Origin of the sequence: Acidovorax sp. LjRoot118 (assembly GCF_964253575.1) — a bacterium.
In the GTDB taxonomy this organism is placed as follows: domain Bacteria; phylum Pseudomonadota; class Gammaproteobacteria; order Burkholderiales; family Burkholderiaceae_C; genus Acidovorax.
In genome coordinates this window covers 6,943,116-6,959,675 of sequence record NZ_CAXURB020000001.1, presented here as the reverse complement: position 1 = coordinate 6,959,675, position 16,560 = coordinate 6,943,116, and the positions used below count along the sequence as shown (strand labels likewise).

15 protein-coding genes are annotated in these 16,560 nt (G+C 67.5%); 3 read left to right on the top strand and 12 right to left on the bottom strand.

Annotated features, from left to right (window positions below):
• The first annotated feature begins 165 nt into the window (after positions 1-165).
• Together ACSQ9E_RS32715 and ACSQ9E_RS32710 are read left to right on the top strand one after the other, a co-directional pair.
• Positions 166-1,284 (top strand): ABC transporter substrate-binding protein, encoded by a 1,119-nt coding sequence (locus tag ACSQ9E_RS32715; RefSeq protein ID WP_436220159.1) that lies wholly within the window; start codon positions 166-168, stop codon positions 1,282-1,284.
• Positions 1,285-1,383: 99 nt separating this feature from the next.
• On the top strand, positions 1,384-2,511 hold the full coding sequence (locus tag ACSQ9E_RS32710; RefSeq protein ID WP_436220158.1) for an ABC transporter substrate-binding protein: 1,128 nt from the start codon (positions 1,384-1,386) through the stop codon (positions 2,509-2,511).
• 205 nt (positions 2,512-2,716) lie between these two features.
• Here ACSQ9E_RS32710 and ACSQ9E_RS32705 read toward each other — a convergent pair whose 3' ends face one another.
• The 12 genes from ACSQ9E_RS32705 to ACSQ9E_RS32650 all read right to left on the bottom strand — a co-directional run bounded on the left by ACSQ9E_RS32705 (position 2,717) and on the right by ACSQ9E_RS32650 (position 15,285).
• Positions 2,717-2,875 (bottom strand): hypothetical protein, encoded by a 159-nt coding sequence (locus ACSQ9E_RS32705; protein WP_007858372.1) that lies wholly within the window; start codon positions 2,873-2,875, stop codon positions 2,717-2,719.
• A 151-nt stretch (positions 2,876-3,026) separates the two neighbouring features.
• Positions 3,027-4,697 (bottom strand): MFS transporter, encoded by a 1,671-nt coding sequence (locus ACSQ9E_RS32700; protein WP_436179857.1) that lies wholly within the window; start codon positions 4,695-4,697, stop codon positions 3,027-3,029.
• A gap of 247 nt (positions 4,698-4,944) precedes the next feature.
• Positions 4,945-5,598 (bottom strand): 2-hydroxychromene-2-carboxylate isomerase, encoded by a 654-nt coding sequence (locus tag ACSQ9E_RS32695; RefSeq protein ID WP_436220157.1) that lies wholly within the window; start codon positions 5,596-5,598, stop codon positions 4,945-4,947.
• Positions 5,595-5,864 carry a DUF1289 domain-containing protein gene (locus tag ACSQ9E_RS32690; protein ID WP_057201567.1) on the bottom strand — a complete coding sequence of 90 codons (270 nt, stop codon included), beginning with the start codon at positions 5,862-5,864 and terminating at the stop codon, positions 5,595-5,597. Before ACSQ9E_RS32690 ends, ACSQ9E_RS32695 begins: the two co-directional genes overlap by 4 nt.
• Positions 5,861-6,385, bottom strand: coding sequence for a YbaK/EbsC family protein (locus tag ACSQ9E_RS32685; RefSeq protein ID WP_057201566.1), 525 nt, complete (start codon positions 6,383-6,385; stop codon positions 5,861-5,863). The genes ACSQ9E_RS32690 and ACSQ9E_RS32685 overlap by 4 nt, the downstream gene beginning before the upstream one ends.
• An 84-nt stretch (positions 6,386-6,469) precedes the next feature.
• Positions 6,470-7,378, bottom strand: coding sequence for a hydroxymethylglutaryl-CoA lyase (locus tag ACSQ9E_RS32680; protein ID WP_436220156.1), 909 nt, complete (start codon positions 7,376-7,378; stop codon positions 6,470-6,472).
• 46 nt (positions 7,379-7,424) lie between these two features.
• Positions 7,425-8,345 carry a 2-hydroxyacid dehydrogenase gene (locus tag ACSQ9E_RS32675; RefSeq protein ID WP_436220155.1) on the bottom strand — a complete coding sequence of 307 codons (921 nt, stop codon included), beginning with the start codon at positions 8,343-8,345 and terminating at the stop codon, positions 7,425-7,427.
• A gap of 30 nt (positions 8,346-8,375) precedes the next feature.
• Complete coding sequence (locus ACSQ9E_RS32670; protein WP_436220154.1) at positions 8,376-10,388, bottom strand: acetyl/propionyl/methylcrotonyl-CoA carboxylase subunit alpha; 2,013 nt, start codon at positions 10,386-10,388, stop codon at positions 8,376-8,378.
• 5 nt (positions 10,389-10,393) lie between these two features.
• Complete coding sequence (locus ACSQ9E_RS32665; protein WP_057201562.1) at positions 10,394-11,113, bottom strand: DUF4126 domain-containing protein; 720 nt, start codon at positions 11,111-11,113, stop codon at positions 10,394-10,396.
• Positions 11,114-11,133: 20 nt separating this feature from the next.
• Positions 11,134-11,934, bottom strand: coding sequence for an enoyl-CoA hydratase/isomerase family protein (locus ACSQ9E_RS32660; protein WP_057201561.1), 801 nt, complete (start codon positions 11,932-11,934; stop codon positions 11,134-11,136).
• A 12-nt stretch (positions 11,935-11,946) separates the two neighbouring features.
• A complete protein-coding gene (locus tag ACSQ9E_RS32655) occupies positions 11,947-13,554 on the bottom strand; it encodes a carboxyl transferase domain-containing protein (RefSeq protein WP_436220153.1) in 1,608 nt (535 codons plus the stop codon).
• A 12-nt stretch (positions 13,555-13,566) separates the two neighbouring features.
• The gene (locus ACSQ9E_RS32650) at positions 13,567-15,285 is read right to left on the bottom strand and encodes an AMP-binding protein (RefSeq protein ID WP_436220289.1); all 1,719 of its coding nucleotides are present in this window, start codon (positions 15,283-15,285) and stop codon (positions 13,567-13,569) included.
• A gap of 142 nt (positions 15,286-15,427) precedes the next feature.
• Here ACSQ9E_RS32650 and ACSQ9E_RS32645 point away from each other — a divergent pair, with 142 nt between their 5' ends.
• Positions 15,428-16,510, top strand: a complete 1,083-nt coding sequence (locus ACSQ9E_RS32645; protein WP_436220152.1) for an AraC family transcriptional regulator — start codon at positions 15,428-15,430, stop codon at positions 16,508-16,510.
• Positions 16,511-16,560: the final 50 nt, after the last annotated feature.

Below are 16,560 nucleotides of genomic sequence, written 5' to 3'. Positions count from 1 at the left end.
GGGTGAGGCGGGACATTCTAGGCACCGCTGCAGCCTTCGTCCGGGCCCCTTGCAATAGCCCCTGGCGGCACATCTGCTGACAAGTCCTGTCACAGCGTCGGGTTATGCCGGTTCGCAAAGGGAGAACATCTGTTTAGAGTCACCAGATAATTCAAGGAGACAACCATGAACACCACATGGAAACAATGGGGGACCGCAGCCGTCCTCGCAGCGGCGCTGTGCGGCACCGGCCATGCCCAGCTCCTGATCGGGCAGACGGCAGGCTACTCGGGCCAGGTGGCGGCGGGGGTGAAGGAAACCTCGGACGGTGCGAAGCTGTTCATCGATGCCGTCAACGCCAAGGGGGGCGTCAACGGGCAGAAGATCGAGCTGGTTTCGATGGATGACAAGTTCGACCCCAAGCTGGCCGGAGAGAATGCCCGTGTGCTGATCGAGGACAAGAACGTGCTGGCCATGTTCCTCACGCGCGGCACGCCCCATACCGAGGCCATGATTCCGCTGCTGGACAAGCACGGCGTCGTGCTGGTCGGCCCCTCGACGGGGGCCATGGTGCTGCACCAGCCGGTGCGCAAGAACATCTTCAATGTGCGTGCCACCTACCAGCGCGAGGCCGAGAAGGCCATGACCCACCTGGCCTCCATGGGCATCACGCGCATCGCGGTGATATACGCCGACGACAGCTTTGGTGCCGATGGCGTGACGGGTGCCCAGAAGGGCCTGGCCGCCAGCAAGCTGACCGCCGTGGTGCTGGAAAAGTTCGACCGCGCCAAACCGGACTTTGCGCCGATTGCCGCCAAGGTCGCCAAGGCCCAGGCGCAGGCCGTGCTGATGGTCGCCTCGGGCTCGGCGGTGGTGGATGCCGGCACCGCGCTGCGTGCAGCGGGATCGGGTGCGCAGATCGTGACCCTGTCCAACAATGCCTCGGGCGGTTTCATCAAGAGCCTGGGGCCCAATGCACGCGGCGTGATCGTGACCCAGGTGTACCCGAACGAGCGTGCCGTCACCTACGGCATGGTCAAGGAGGCGCAGGAACTGGCCAAGGCCAAGGGCGTGGGCGACATCAGCCCGGCCATGCTCGAGGGCTTTGCCGCCGCCAAGGTGCTGGTCGAGGGCCTCAAGCGCGCCGGCCCCAAACCCACGCGCGAGAAGATCCAGGCGGCGCTGGAAGGCATTCGCAAGTTCGACATCGGGGGCCTGGAGCTGAGCTACAGCCCCGACGACCACACGGGTCTGGACTTTGCCGACCTGTCCATCATCGGCACGGACGGCAAGTTCCGCCGCTGAGCCCCGGTCTTGTGCATGGGGTGGTACCAGTCGCGCATCTTTGGCTACCATTTGTCACACCTTCGCCCTACACTGGCACGCACCTCCGCAAGGGTCCTCATGAAGAACGCTGCCGCCCTCCACCCCTTCACGGCCAGCGCCGTCTTCGCCCTGCTGGCCATGGGAGGCGCGGTGCATGCGCAGATCCTGATCGGCCAGACGGTGGGCGTGACCGGCTCGGCCGCGGCCACCGTGCAGGAGTCCATGAAAGGCGCGGCACTTTATATCGACCACATCAACGCACGCGGTGGTGTGGCAGGGCAGAAGGTCGAGGTCATCACGCTCGATGACAAGTTCGACCCCAAGCTGACACTGGAGAACACCCGCACGCTGATCGAGCAGAAGGGCGTGATCGGCCTCTTCATGACGCGCGGCACGCCCCACACCCAGGGCATCGTGCCGGTGCTGGAGCAGCACGGCGTGCCGCTCATCGGCCCATCCACCGGCGCCATGGTGCTGCACAAGCCGGTGCTCAAGTACGTCTTCAACGTGCGCGCCACCTACCAGCGCGAGGTGGAAAAATCCATCACCCACCTGAACACCCTGGGTATCCGGAAGATCGGCGTGGTGCACGTGGACGACACCTTCGGGGCCGACGGGCTGGCAGGCGCCCAGGCCGGCTTCAAGGCCAACGGCATCGAGGCCCTGTTCATCGAAAAGTTCGACCGCGCCAAGCCCGACTACTCCGCCATCGCGCCGCGCGTAGCGCAAAAGCAGCCCCAGGCCGTGGTCTTCGTCGGCACCGGTGCCGCCGTGGTGGACGGCATCAAGGCGCTGCGCACCGCGGGTGTCACGGGGCAGATCGTGACGCTGTCGAACAACGCCTCGGGCGGCTTCGTGAAAGCCCTGGGTGAAAGCGCCCGCGGCGTGGTGGTGACGCAGGTCTTCCCCTCCGAGCGCTCGGTGAACTACGCGCTGATCAAGGAGGCCATGGACCTGGCCAAGGCCGGTGGCGTGAGCGAACTGACCCCGGCCATGGTGGAGGGCTTCGTGAGTGCCAAGGTGCTCGTGGAAGGCCTCAAGCGCGCCGGCCCCAAGCCCGATCGCGCAAAGCTGCAAGCGGGCCTGGAGGGCATCCGCAACTGGGACATGGGTGGACTTACCCTCTCCTACAGCAGCACCGACCATTCAGGCCTGGACTTCTCCGACCTCTCCATCATCGGCACCGACGGCCGGTTTAAACGGTAGCGGGGACTGCACGGCCATCAGTCCAGCGGGCATCTCCGACTGGCATCGGGCCGCAGCACAGGCCCACGGCTTGTGAAACTGGTGCCGCCCAAGCCAGTGCCCCCGTGCAAGGGCCGCCCCGCCGCACCGGGGGCGTCCCCCTCCCGGCTCGCGCAGCGAGCCGAGAGAGGGGTGAAGGCGCGCAGCGCCTCAGGGGGTGCTTTTTTCAATGCGCTGCGCTGGCCCCCGAGGCAGGCGCGGCGGGCACATGCAGGGAGTCGCCGCCATGCTGCTCACCGCCCATGTCCACCTTGTCACCCGCCTTCATGATGACGAACAGCGACAGGGCCGCAAACAGCACGAATCCGACAACGATCTTCCACATGGCTCATATCTCCTGGGTTTTTTAAGGGGGTTGCTTGAATGCTTGTTCAACAAAAGGGCCTCGCAGCGCCGCATGGTGCGTGCGAGGCCCTTTTCTGGAACACAGTGCCCGCCCCGGGGGAGGCGGGCACTGGTCGCAGTTGCCGTAATCGTCAGTCGTTGGCGTAGATGTCCACGTCCTTGGTCTCGCGGATGAACAGCGTGCCGATCACCAGGGTCATGCCCGCGATGATGATGGGGTACCACAGGCCGTTGTACATGTTGCCGGTCTGGGCCACGATGGCGAAGGCCGTGGTGGGCAGCAGGCCGCCGAACCAGCCGTTGCCGATGTGGTAGGGCAGACTCATCGAGGTGTAGCGGATGCGGGTCGGGAACATTTCCACCAGCATGGCGGCAATGGGGCCGTACACCATGGTCACCAGCAGCACCAGCCAGAACAGCAGCACCACCGTCAGAACCTTGTTGGTCTTGGCAGGGTCGGCCTTGGTTGGGTACCCGGCCAGCTTCAGGTCTTCGGATACTTCCTTCTTGAAGGCCGCGATGGACTTGGCAGAGGCTTCGTCGAACTTCAGGTTCACCACGGTGCCGGTAGGCGCCTCGACGGTCTTGGTGCCGATCTTGATGACGGCGGGCGAGCCAGCAGGGCCTGCCACGTTGTCGTAGCTCACCGAGTTCTGCACGAGGTAGCGCTTGGCGATGTCGCAGGAAGTGCGGAAATCGATCTCACGGGCCACCGGGTTGCCCTGGAAGGAGCACGAGGCTGGGTCGGCTGTCACCACCACGCCGGCCGTGGCCTGGGCCTTGGCCAGGTCAGGGTTGGCGGCTTCGGTCAGCGCCTTGAACACGGGGAAGTAGGTGACCACGGCCAGCAGGCAGCCGGCCATGATGATGGGCTTGCGGCCGATCTTGTCCGACAGCGTACCGAACACCACGAAGAAGGGCGTGCCCAGCAGCAGAGCGGCGGCGATCAGCAGGTTGGCCGTGGTGTTGTCCACCTTCAGCTGTTGCGTCAGGAAGAACAGTGCGTAGAACTGGCCCGAGTACCAGACCACGGCCTGGCCGGCGGTCAGGCCCACCAGTGCCAGGATCACGATCTTCAGGTTCTTCCACTGGCCGAAGGATTCGGCCAGGGGGGCCTTGGAGGTCTTGCCCTCGGCCTTCATCTTCTGGAAGGCTGGCGATTCCGACAGCGACAGGCGGATCCACACCGAGATGCCCAAGAGCAGGATGGACACCAGGAACGGAACGCGCCAGCCCCAGTCAGAGAACACCGCCTCACCCAGGCTCAGGCGCACGCCCAGGATCACCAGCAGGCTCAGGAACAGGCCCAGCGTGGCCGTGGTCTGGATCCAGGAGGTGTAGGCACCGCGTTTGCCGTGCGGGGCATGCTCGGCCACGTAGGTGGCGGCACCGCCGTACTCACCGCCCAGTGCCAGGCCTTGCAGCATGCGCAGCGCGATCAGGATGATGGGAGCGGCCACGCCGATGGTGGCATAGCTGGGCAACAGGCCGACGATGAAGGTCGACAGGCCCATGATCAGGATGGTGACCAGGAAGGTGTACTTGCGCCCGATCATGTCGCCCAGGCGGCCGAACACGATGGCGCCGAAAGGCCGCACCAGGAAACCCGCCGCGAAGGCCAGCAGCGCGAAGATGAAGGCCGCGCCCGCATCCAGACCGCTGAAGAACTGCTTGGCAATGATGGCTGCGAGCGAGCCGTACAGATAAAAGTCGTACCACTCGAAAACGGTGCCGAGCGACGAAGCGAAGATGACCTTCTTCTCTTCGGCGGACATCGGCCGCGGTGCGGGATGGGTTGCCATGGTTTGTCTCCTGTGTGATGTATTCAGACCGCCCTCTGGTGCGGCTGCCCACATTCTTGGAGATTGCACTGACCCCCCTCTGACGCGAAACCAACAGGGCCTTTCACCAAACTGACCGCGCTCTGACAACTTAAGGTGAAACCCTTGCGCCCGCTTTCAGCATGCGAGAAGGCGAGGACGGAGGGCGGTGTTTACCCCGACAGGCTGACAGGCAGGCTGTCAGGAAGGGCCAGCCTCCCCACAGCCATCAGCCCTTGTTCGCGAGCCCCGAAGGAACCGCGACCACGCCGTCCCAGTCCGGCCCAGCGAACCAGGCATCGCCATCGAGGTAGGCACGCAGCATGGGCAGGCCGTCGAGCCCCCAGAACAGCTTGCCATCGACCTCGAAGGCGGGCACACCGAACACGCCGGCGGCCTGCGCGGCCTCGGTGTTGGCGCGCAGCAGCGCCTTGGGGGCCTCGCTCGCAATGTCCTGGCCGGGCCGCAGCTGCTCGGCCAATGCGGTGGCCAGATCGGCCATGCGCGCCGGGTCCAGCGCGTCCTGCCCGCCCAGCCAGACATGGCGCAGCACGGTGCCAGCCACGTAGCGGTTGATGGTGCCGTCATCGCTGCAGGCCAGCGCCTGGCGCAGCAGCGGCAGCGGGTTGAAGGGGTGGCGCGCCGGCATCTGCAGGCCGATGCCGTGGGCGTGGCCGAGCCAGGTCACATGGCGGTAGGTCCATTCGCGCTTGGGCGCGATGCCGGCCGGGCCCGGATTTGCGTGCTGTGCCAGCAGGGCACCGAGCAGCACCGGTTGGTAGGCCACGCTGTAGCTCAGCCCCTCCAGCACCTGGGGCAGGCGCTCGAAGGCCAGCCAGGCATAGGGCGAAATGAAGTCCAGGTAGAACGTGATGCGTTTCATGGAGATATCCCCTTGGCGTCAAACGGAGCGATGCCCGCGCGCAGCAGCAATTGCGCCCAGATGGTACGGCGCACGGCGCTATCGGCGCCACCCCAGATGCGGATCTCGTCCAGCGTGCGAAAGCAGCCCTCGCAGTGGCTGCGGTCGGGCGACATGCGGCACACCGAGATGCAGGGCGAGGGCATGGGCTCCTGGCTGCGGGCGTCGAAGTGCCCAGCCACGCCGATCTGGCGGGCGTGGTTGGCCAGCAGCTCGACCGGGGTCATGCCGCTGCAGGTGGCACAGTTGGTGCGGGCTCCTGCACCACGTCCACCACGGGCGCCCCGGTCAGGCGCGTGAGGTCGTTCGGGTGCAGCGGGAACACGCTGTGCGGATGCCCTGCCGCCGCCCACACCACGTCAAAGCGCAGCAGGTCGCGGTCGATCAGCGTGACGGGCGGCGTGGCATGCGCCAGCGGCGATACGCCGCCGATGGAAAAGCCGGTGCGTGCCTTCACGAACTCGGCATCGGCCCGGCCGACCTTGCCCACGTGGGCTTCGACCTTCTTTTCGTCCACGCGCCGGTCGCCCGAGGTCACCACGAGCACCGCCGCGTCGTCGCTCTTGCGCCGAAAGATGATGCTCTTGGCCACCTGGCCGACGAGGATGCCCAGGGCATCGGCCGCCTGCTGGGCGGTGCGCGCCGCGTCGTCGAGCATCTGCGGCATGTGGGGATGGCCCTGCGCCTGCAGCGCCGCTGCCACCCGTTGCACGCCTTCCGGCAAGTTCTTCAGTTCCGCTCCGCACATATCCAAGGTTCCCGCACTGGTCATGGTGGGGCGGCCCGGTGCCGCCCGCTGGTCCCCCATTGTCGGGCCTTCCAGGCCCCATGGTCAGCCCGCCCGCTTGGTCAGCAAGGCATTGGCCGCGCGCGAGTTGGGCTTGCGGTTCAGAAAGCTGCTGATGTAGGCCCCCGCGTCGATCAGCTTGTCGAGGTCGATGCCGGTATCGATGCCCATGCCCTGCAGCATGTAGACCACGTCTTCGGTGGCCACATTGCCGGTGGCGCCCTTGGCGTAGGGGCAGCCGCCCAGACCTGCCACCGAGGTGTCGTACTGCCAGACGCCCATCTCCAGCGTGGCCAGGGTGTTGGCCAGGGCCTGGCCGTAGGTGTCGTGGAAATGGCCCGAGACATCGTCGATGCCGTAGTGCTGCAAGGTGGCCTCCATCGCCCGCTGCACCTTGCGCGGCGTGCCCACGCCAATGGTGTCGGCCACGCCCACATGCTGCACGCCGATGCCCTTCATGAGGCCGGCCAGGTAGGCCACGCGCTCGGGCGCGATCTCGCCCTCGTAGGGGCAGCCCACCGTGCAGCTCATGGCGCCACGCACATGGATGCCGGCCGCGCGCGCAGCCTGCACCACGGGGGCGAAGCGCTCGATGCTCTCGGCAATGGAGCAGTTGATGTTCTTCTGGCTGAAAGCCTCGCTGGCCGAACCGAAGACCACGATCTCGTCGGGCCGGTCGCGCACGGCGGCCTCGTAGCCCTGGAGGTTGGGTGTGAGCACCGAGTAGACGATGCCCGCCTGGCGCGCGATGCCTTCCATGACCTCGTGGTTGTCCGCCATCTGCGGCACCCACTTGGGCGAGACATAGCTCGTGACCTCGATGTTCTTGAGGCCCGCCTCCTGCAGGCGGTGCACCAAACCGATCTTGATTTCGGCCGGTACGGGGGATCTCTCGTTTTGCAGGCCGTCGCGCGGGCCCACATCGACGAGCTTGACTCTGGCGGGAATGCTCATGGGTAGTCTCCGGATGAAATGGGGGGACGGGGCTCTGTCCCTGACCTCAGTAACCGCGCCCGGGGTCGACCACGCCCGCCACAGCCTCACCGCGCTGCAGCGACGCGATCTTGCCAGCGATCTGCGCAATGCTCTCTTCGCGCAAGGTGCGCGCCGAGGTGTGGGGTGTGGCCACGATGCGCGGGTGGTTCCAGAACGGGTGGCCGGCGGGCAGCGGCTCCTTGCGAAACACGTCCAGCGTGGCGCCGGCCACGTGGCCGCTGTCAATCAGGGCCAGCAGGTCGTCTTCCACCAGGTGCGCTCCACGCGCCACGTTGACCACGTAGGCGCCGGGCTGCAGGCGCGAGAGGGTCTCGCGGTTGATGATGTCCTGCGTATCGGGCGTGAGCGGCAGCAGGTTCACCAGCACGCGGCTGGCGCCAAGGAAGTCGTTGAATGACCCGGTGCCGCTGAACCCGCGCACGCCCTCGATGGCCTTGGGCGAGCGGCTCCAGCCGTTGACCGGAAAGTCGAACTGCGCCAGCGCCCGCGCCACGCGCTCGCCCAGCACGCCGAGCCCCATCACGCCGACCGGGAACTCGCTGCGCAGGCGCGGCTTGCGGTAGCCCCAGCGGCCAGTCTGCATGTCGGCCTCGTAGGCGTCGAACTCGCGGAAATGGCGGATGACGGCGTGGCACACGTACTCGGCCATCTGCACGGCCATGCCGGCATCGTCCAGGCGCACCACGCGCACGCCGGGCGGCAGGCGCAGCTTGAGCAAGGCATCCACGCCCGCGCCGATGTTGAACAGCGCCTTCAGGGCCTGCTGCTCGTCCATGAACTGCTGGGGCGGCGCCCAGACCACGGCGTAGTCGGCCTGGGGTGCGCCCGGTTGCCAGACGGAGATGGAGGCATCGGGCAGGGCCGCCTGCAGGCCTTGCAGCCAAGGCTCGGCCTTGGTATCGGTACAGCAAAAAGTGATGTTCATGGGCCGTAAGCGTACCGCGCCTGCAGGGAGTCAGGCAGCAGTTGCCACCAGCTTGAGCAGCTCGGCCCCTTCGGCCACCTGGTCGCCAGGCGCATAGAGCAGCTCCTGCACCACGCCATCCACCGGGGCGGCAATAGTGTGCTCCATTTTCATCGCCTCCATCACGGCCAGGGCCTGGCCCTTGGCGACCTTGTCGCCGGCCTTGACGGCGACCGACACCACCTTGCCGGGCATGGGGGCCGTGAGGCGCCCGCCCTCGGCCGCCGCTTCGCCGGAATGGGCCAGCAGGTCGATGGCCACGATCTGCGTGGCACCCACGGGCGTGAACACATGGTCCACCTCGCCCTGGGCGTACACGGCGGCGCGCGTGCGCTGGCCGGCGAACTGCAGGTCGATGGCATCGCCCACGGGGGAGAACACCAGCGGCCCGGCCACCTGGGCATCGCCCTCGCCCACCGCCAGGTGCAGGCTGCCGCCACGCTCGTAGGTCAGCCAGGCCTTGGCATGCTCGCCGCCGAACTGGAACTCGAAGCGGCGCTGCACCACACCGTGCGTATGAAAGCCATCGCGGCGGCTGAACGGGTCCACACCCTCGGCCGCGCGCTCGCGCAGCAGGGTCTGCGCCACGGCGCTGGCGGCGGCCAGCGGCAGGCCCACGTCCTCCCTCTTGAACAGCACGGCCTGCTCGCGCGGGATCAGCGCGGTGTCAAGTTGTGCCTGGGCGAACGAATCGGTGCGTGCCACGCGCCGCAGGAACTGCACATTGGTGGCCAGCCCCACGATGTGCGTCTGGGCCAGGGCCTCGTCCAGGCGGGCCAGGGCCTGCTCGCGCGTGTCGCCATGCACGATGAGCTTGGCCACCATGGAGTCGTAGAACGGGCTGATGGCATCGCCCTGGCGCACGCCCGAGTCCACGCGCACCGTGCCGCGCTCGAAGGCCACGTGGGACGGCAGGCCGTACACGTGCAGCGTGCCCGTGGCGGGCAGGAAGTTGTTGTCGGGGTTCTCTGCGCAGATGCGCGCCTCGATGGCGTGGCCGGTGATGCGCAGCTGGTCCTGCGCCAGCGGCAGCGGCTCGCCCGAGGCCACGCGCAGCTGCCACTCCACCAGGTCCTGGCCGGTGATGGCCTCGGTCACGGGGTGCTCCACCTGCAGGCGGGTGTTCATCTCCATGAAGAAGAAGGTCATGCTGCCGTCTGCGCGCTGCTCGACGATGAATTCCACCGTGCCGGCGCCCACGTAGTTCACGGCGCGCGCGGCGGCCACGGCGGCATTGCCCATCTGTTGGCGCATGGCCTCGGTCATGCCCGGGGCCGGGGCTTCCTCCAGCACCTTCTGGTGCCGGCGCTGCACCGAGCAGTCGCGCTCGAACAGGTAGACGCAGTTGCCCAATGTGTCGCCAAACACCTGAATCTCGATGTGGCGCGGGCGCTGTACGTACTTTTCGATCAGCACCGCGTCGTCACCGAAGCTGTTGATGGCCTCGCGCTGGCACGAGGCCAGGGCATCGGCGAACTCGGCCGCCGAATCCACCGCGCGCATGCCCTTGCCACCGCCACCGGCGCTGGCCTTGATGAGCACCGGGTAGCCGATGCGGTCGGCCTCGCGCTGCAGCAGGGCCGGGTCCTGGTCGGCACCGTGGTAGCCGGGCACCAGCGGCACACCGGCCTTCTCCATGAGCTGCTTGGACTCGGCCTTGAGCCCCATGGCCTGGATCGCCGAAGGAGGCGGGCCGATGAACACCAGGCCCGCGTCGGCGCAGGCCTGGGCGAATTCCTCGTTCTCGCTCAGGAAGCCGTAGCCCGGATGCACGGCCTGCGCACCCGTGGCCTTGGCGGCGGCGATGATGCGCTGCCACTGCAGGTAGCTTTCCTTGGGTGCACTGCCGCCGATGTGCACGGCCTCGTCGCACACGGCCACATGCTTGGCACCCGCATCGGCGTCCGAGTACACCGCCACGGTCTTCACCCCCATGCGGCGGGCGGTGGCGGCAACACGGCAAGCGATCTCGCCCCGGTTGGCAATCAGGATCTTGGTAAACATAGGAATTAAACCGCCTTCGCGGGGCCGGAAAAGAGAGAAGACAAGCGCCGCAGCACGGCGCGCAGAAACTTGAAGAGCACCACCAGCAGCAGCACCGAGACCACCAGCATCACCACCAGCACCACACCGAAGGTCACCGGGTACTGCGTGGCGAGCCAGACCACGCCGACCACCAGCCCGTCCTCAAGAAAGGACAGGCCCCAGTTGGAGAACGGTTCGGGCGAGGTGTTGGCCGCAGCGCGCGCCGTCATCTTGGTGGCCAGGGAGGTGGCGGCCAGCGAGCCCCCCATCAGCCCGCCCACCAGCCCCATGGTGGCGCTGTCGGCCCCGAACACACCGGCGGCCAGCAATGCCCCGGCGGGCACCCGGATAAAGGCATGCACGGCATCCCACAGGCTGTCAAACCATGGCACCTTGTCGGCGAAGAACTCCACCACCAGCATGCAACCGCTGACCGCCAGCACCATCGGGCTTTGCAGCACTGCCAGGCCCGGCGGCAGCGGCAGCCAGCCGGCCCAGCCCATGGCACCGACCATGAAGACCACGGCGTACAGGCGCACGCCACTGGCCCAGCCCAAAGCCGCCGCCAGGGCCAGCAGGCCGGGCATGTCGAGCTGCTGGGTGGCGCGGGCCACCCCGCCGGCCACGTCGCGTGCGGTGCCCGCGTCCACGTGCAGGCCGATGGTGTGCAGCCACTGAACGATGCTGAGCCAGAGTGCGTCCATGGGGATTTCCTGTCAGAGGATCACACGGCCAGCCAGGCGGGCTTGCGCTTTTGCAGGAAGGACTGCACGCCCTCGCGGCCTTCCTCGCTGGCGCGGATGTCGGCAATACCCTGCACCGTGGCGTCGATCAGCTGTGCGTCGATTTCGCGCTCGGCCACATCGATCACCAGCTTCTTGCAGGCGCGCACGGCCGCAGGGCTGGCACTGGTCAGCGCCTTGAGCAGCTCGGCCACCTTGGCGTCGAGCGCCTCCATGCCCAGGTCGGCCGCCACCACCTCGTGCACGAAGCCGATGCGCAGCGCCTCGGCTGCGCTGAAGCGCTCGGCCGTGAGAAAGTAGCGGTGCGCCGCGCGCGCACCCATGGCGCGGATCACGTAAGGGCTGATGGTCGCAGGGATCAGGCCCAGCTTCACCTCGCTCAGGCAGAAGCCCGCCGTGTCCACCGCCACCGCCATGTCGCAAGCGGCCACCAGGCCCACGCCACCGGCGTACACATCGCCCTGCACACGCGCGATGGTGGGCTTGGGGCATTCGTAGATCACGCGCAGCATCTCGGCGAGCTTGCCTGCGTCGGCGACGTTCTCGTCGCGCGTGTAGTCGGCCATGCGGCGCATCCAGTTGAGGTTGGCGCCCGCGCAGAAGGCCGGGCCCTCGGCCGCCAGCACCACGGCGCGCACGTCGGCGCGTGCGCCCACTTCGGTGAAGGCGGCGGTGATCTCGGCGATGACTTCGTCGCTGAAGGCGTTGCGGATCTCGGGCTGCGTGAGCGTGATGCGCGCCACGGCGCCTGCATAGGTGATGGCGAGGTTGTTCGTTCCCATGGCAATCAGTCCTTACATCCGGAACAAACCGAACTTGGTGTCTTCGATGGGCGCGTTGCGTGTCGCAGCCAGGCCCAGCGCCAGCACGCGGCGCGTGTCGGCCGGGTCGATCACGCCGTCGTCCCACAGGCGCGCAGTGGCGTAGTAGGGGTGGCCCTGGTCTTCGTACTGGCGGCGGATGGGAGCCCTGAAGGCTTCTTCCTCCTCGGCGCTCCACTGGCCGCCCTTGCCCTCGATGCCATCGCGCTTGACGGTGGCCAGCACGCCGGCGGCCTGATCGCCGCCCATGACGCTGATGCGCGCGTTGGGCCACATCCACAGAAAGCGCGGGCTGTAGGCGCGGCCGCACATGCCGTAGTTGCCGGCGCCGAAGCTGCCGCCGATGATGATGGTGAACTTGGGCACGGCGGCCGTGGCCACGGCCGTGACCATCTTCGCGCCGTTGCGCGCGATGCCTTCGTTCTCGTACTTGCGCCCGACCATGAAGCCAGTGATGTTCTGCAGGAAGACCAGCGGGATCTTGCGCTGGCAGCACAGCTCGATGAAGTGCGCGCCCTTCAGGGCCGACTCGCTGAACAGGATGCCGTTGTTGGCGATGATGCCCACGGCCATGCCCTCGATGCGCGCAAAGCCCGTGACCAGCGTGGTGCCGTAGCGCGCCTTGAACTCGTCGAACTCGCTGCCATCGACGATGCGGGCGATGATCTCGCGCACGTCAAAGGGCTTGCGCGTGTCCACGGGGATCACGCCATAGAGCTCTTCACCGGCAAACTTCGGCGGCAGCGGCGCGCTGTCGGCCGGCGAGGCGGCCTTGGCCTTGTTGAGGTTGCGCACCGCATTGCGCGCCAGCTGCAGCGCATGCAGGTCGTTCTGCGCCAGGTGGTCGGCCACGCCCGACAGGCGCGTGTGCACGTCGCCGCCGCCCAGGTCCTCGGCCGTGACCACCTCGCCCGTGGCAGCCTTCACCAGCGGCGGGCCGCCCAGGAAGATGGTGCCCTGGTTCTTGACGATGATGGACTCGTCGCTCATGGCCGGCACATAGGCGCCGCCGGCCGTGCAGCTGCCCATGACCACGGCGATCTGCGAGATGCCCTGGGCGCTCATGTTGGCCTGGTTGAAGAAGATGCGGCCGAAGTGGTCGCGGTCGGGGAAGACCTCGTCCTGGTTGGGCAGGTTGGCGCCGCCCGAATCCACCAGGTAGATGCAGGTCAGGTGGTTCTGCTGCGCCACTTCCTGCGCGCGCAGGTGCTTCTTGACGGTGAGCGGGTAGTAGGTGCCGCCCTTCACCGTGGCGTCGTTGCACACCACCATGCAGTCCACGCCGCTCACGCGGCCGATGCCGGCGATCAGGCCGGCGCTGGGCGCATCGTTGTTGTACATGTTGAGCGCGGCCAGGGGTGCCAGCTCCAGGAAGGGCGTGCCCGGGTCCAGCAGCATCTGCACGCGCTCGCGCGGCAGCAGCTTGCCGCGCGCCGTGTGCTTGGCGCGGGCGGCCTCGCCGCCGCCCTGGGCCACCTTGTCGAGGTGGCCGCGCAGGTCATCGACCAGGGTGCGCATGGCGGCCGCGTTGGCCAGGAAGTCGGCCGAGCGGGCGTTCAGTTGGGTGTCTAGGATGGTCATGCAGCGGATCTTTCAAGCAGTCTTTTCTTCGGCCAGCCCCAGCTGGTCCTTCATTTCGTCGCGGATCTTGAATTTCTGGATCTTGCCCGTGACCGTCATCGGAAAGCCCGTGACGAAGCGGATGTAGCGCGGCACCTTGTAGTGCGCGATCTGGCCTTTGCAGAAGGCGCGCACGGCCTCCTCGGTCAGCTCCTGGCCGGGCTTGACCACGATCCAGGCACACAGCTCCTCGCCGTACTTCGCGTCGGGCACGCCCACCACCTGCACGTCCTGCACCTGTGGGTGGCGGTAGAGAAACTCCTCGATCTCGCGCGGGTAGATGTTCTCGCCGCCGCGGATCACCATGTCCTTGATGCGGCCGACGATGTTCACGTAGCCCTCGGCATCCATGGTGGCCAGGTCGCCGGTGTGCATCCAGCCCTCGGCGTCAATGGCCTCGCGGGTCTTGGCCTCGTCGCCCCAGTAGCCGTGCATCACCGAATAGCCGCGCGTGCACAGCTCGCCGCGCTCGCCCACGGGCACGACTTCGCCCGTATCGGGATTCACTATCTTCACCTCCAGGTGCGGCTGCACCTGGCCCACGGTGGAGACGCGCTTTTCCAGTGCCGTCTCGGTGCTGCTCTGGCAGCTCACGGGGCTGGTCTCGGTCATGCCGTAGGCAATGGTGATCTCGGACAGGTGCATCTGCTCGACCACGCGCTTCATCACCTCCGTCGGGCAGGGTGAGCCGGCCATGATGCCGGTGCGCAGAGTGGACAGGTCGAACTCGGCAAAGCGCGGGTGGTCCAGCTCGGCAATGAACATGGTGGGCACGCCGTGCAGGCCGGTGCAACGCTCGTCCTGCACGGTCTGCAGCACGGTGAGCGGATCGAACCCGTCGTTGGGGTAGACGATGGTCGCGCCGTGCGTGAAGCAGGCCAGGTTGCCCAGCACCATGCCGAAGCAGTGGTACAGCGGCACGGGGATGCACAGCCGGTCTTCAGGGGTGAGGCGCATGCACTCGCCGATGAAGAAGCCGTTGTTCAGGATGTTGCGGTGCGTGAGCGTGGCACCCTTGGGGAAACCCGTGGTGCCGCTGGTGAACTGGATGTTGATGGGGTCGGTGGCCTGGAGGCCGGCGGCCACCTCGGCCACGCGCACATCGGCCACACCGCCGCGCGCCAGCAGGTCCGAAAAGCGCAGCAGGCCCGGCTCGTCGGCGCCCTGCCCGGCCTCGTCGATCCACACCACCGTGTGGAGGTGCGGCAGCTTCACCGCGCCCAGGCGGCCCGGCTCCTGGCGCTGCCACTCGGGCGCCAGTTCGCGCAGCATACCCAGGTAGTCGCTGGTCTTGAAGCGCGCCATGCTCACCAGCAGCCGGCAGCCGACCTTGTTGAGCGCGTACTCCACCTCGGAGGTGCGGTAAGCGGGGTTGATGTTCACCAGCACCAGGCCCACCTGCGCCGTGGCCAGTTGCATCAGCACCCACTCGGCATTGTTGTGCGACCAGATGCCCACGCGGTCGCCAGGCACCAGGCCCAGGCCCAGCAGGGCACTGGCCAGGCGGCGGGCCTCGGCCTGCAGACTGCGGTAGGTGTAGCGCAGCTGCTGGTGTACGCTGACCAGCGCCTCGCGCTCGGGCTGGCGGGCCACCATGGCGTCGAAGAAATCGCCCAGCGTCTGCTCGATCAGCGGCACGTCGGTGGCGCCACGGGCCAGGCTGGTGGCTAGTGGGGTGGTGGCGGAAGGCATGGCTGCACCCATTGTCTTGTCTCCTTGCGTATCGCTTGCCCGCGCGGCATGGGCAATGTCACCCCAAGCATAGAAGCCCACCACGGCCCGTGGTGGACACAAAGGTTGCAAATCGTGCCACAGCTCATGCACACTGTACCCCGTGAAATCCCCTGCCTCCACCGCACCCAGCGACCTTACAGCCCCCAAGACCGCCCCAGCGGCCACCCCGATTGCCTTCGTGCAGGCGATTGCACTCGCTTACAGGCGCCGCGGCATGAGCCCCGCCTGGGCCTTGGCGCAGGCACAGATTGCGCCCGGCCTGCTGTTCGATGACAGTGCGCGCATCACGGCCTGGCAGATGGAAGAGGTGTCGGGTTCCGCCATGCGGGAACTCGACGACGAGGCCCTGGGCTGGTTCGGCCGGCGCCTGCCCTGGGGCAGCTACGGCATGCTGGCACGCGCCTCCATCAGCTCGCCCGACCTGGGCGTGGCGCTCAAGCGCTGGTGCCGCCACCATGGTCTGCTGGCGGACGACATCACCCTGCGCCTCACGCAAGCCGACACCACATCCACACTCTCCATCGAGGAGAACCGCGACCTGGGCTCCCTGCGCGAGTTCTGCCTAGTCTCGGTGCTGCGCAACGCCCTGGGCCTGGGCTGCTGGATGGTGGACTCGCGCGTGCCGCTGCTGGCGGCCGAGTTCGCCTTTGCCGCGCCGCCGCATGCCGAGGCCTACGGCGTGCTGTTCCCCGGGGGACCGGTGCGCTTCAGCGCCCCGCAGACCGCCATCCATTTCGACGCGCGCTACCTCAGCCTGCCCCTGCGGCGCGACGAGGCCGCGCTGCGCCAGATGCTGCAGCATGCGCTGCCGCTCACGGTGCTGCAGTACCGGCGCGACCGGCTACTGGTAGCCCGCGTGCGCCAGTTGCTGGGAGCCCCCGTGCAGGGCCACCCAGGCCAGGCACTGGCCTCGCACAGCGCCGAATCGCTGGCGCACCTGCTGCACGTATCACCGCGCACGCTGCACCGCCAGCTCAAGGAGGAAGGCGCCACCCTGCAGGGCCTCAAGGACGAGGTGCGCCAGAACCGCGCCATGGAAATTCTGCACCGCAGCGACCGGCCCATCAAGCAGGTGGCCGAGGCGGCGGGTTTCGTCAACGAGAAAAGCTTCATCCGCGCCTTCAAGGGATGGACCGGGCATTCGCCGGCCGAGTACCGCCGCCTGGCCCGGACGGCGGCATGATCTGCAACCGCACTGGCAGCGTGGGGAACCCTGCGGCCATGGCCGCGCAC

What these genes read in the sequence shown, in the direction of transcription:
- ACSQ9E_RS32715 (WP_436220159.1), top strand. Translation starts at nt 166, where the DNA reads ATGAACACCACATGGAAACAATGGGGGACCGCAGCCGTCCTCGCAGCG.
- ACSQ9E_RS32710 (WP_436220158.1), top strand. Translation starts at nt 1,384, where the DNA reads ATGAAGAACGCTGCCGCCCTCCACCCCTTCACGGCCAGCGCCGTCTTC.
- ACSQ9E_RS32705 (WP_007858372.1), bottom strand. Translation starts at nt 2,875, where the DNA reads ATGTGGAAGATCGTTGTCGGATTCGTGCTGTTTGCGGCCCTGTCGCTG.
- ACSQ9E_RS32700 (WP_436179857.1), bottom strand. Translation starts at nt 4,697, where the DNA reads ATGGCAACCCATCCCGCACCGCGGCCGATGTCCGCCGAAGAGAAGAAG.
- ACSQ9E_RS32695 (WP_436220157.1), bottom strand. Translation starts at nt 5,598, where the DNA reads ATGAAACGCATCACGTTCTACCTGGACTTCATTTCGCCCTATGCCTGG.
- ACSQ9E_RS32690 (WP_057201567.1), bottom strand. Translation starts at nt 5,864, where the DNA reads ATGACCCCGGTCGAGCTGCTGGCCAACCACGCCCGCCAGATCGGCGTG.
- ACSQ9E_RS32685 (WP_057201566.1), bottom strand. Translation starts at nt 6,385, where the DNA reads ATGTGCGGAGCGGAACTGAAGAACTTGCCGGAAGGCGTGCAACGGGTG.
- ACSQ9E_RS32680 (WP_436220156.1), bottom strand. Translation starts at nt 7,378, where the DNA reads ATGAGCATTCCCGCCAGAGTCAAGCTCGTCGATGTGGGCCCGCGCGAC.
- ACSQ9E_RS32675 (WP_436220155.1), bottom strand. Translation starts at nt 8,345, where the DNA reads ATGAACATCACTTTTTGCTGTACCGATACCAAGGCCGAGCCTTGGCTG.
- ACSQ9E_RS32670 (WP_436220154.1), bottom strand. Translation starts at nt 10,388, where the DNA reads ATGTTTACCAAGATCCTGATTGCCAACCGGGGCGAGATCGCTTGCCGT.
- ACSQ9E_RS32665 (WP_057201562.1), bottom strand. Translation starts at nt 11,113, where the DNA reads ATGGACGCACTCTGGCTCAGCATCGTTCAGTGGCTGCACACCATCGGC.
- ACSQ9E_RS32660 (WP_057201561.1), bottom strand. Translation starts at nt 11,934, where the DNA reads ATGGGAACGAACAACCTCGCCATCACCTATGCAGGCGCCGTGGCGCGC.
- ACSQ9E_RS32655 (WP_436220153.1), bottom strand. Translation starts at nt 13,554, where the DNA reads ATGACCATCCTAGACACCCAACTGAACGCCCGCTCGGCCGACTTCCTG.
- ACSQ9E_RS32650 (WP_436220289.1), bottom strand. Translation starts at nt 15,285, where the DNA reads ATGCCTTCCGCCACCACCCCACTAGCCACCAGCCTGGCCCGTGGCGCC.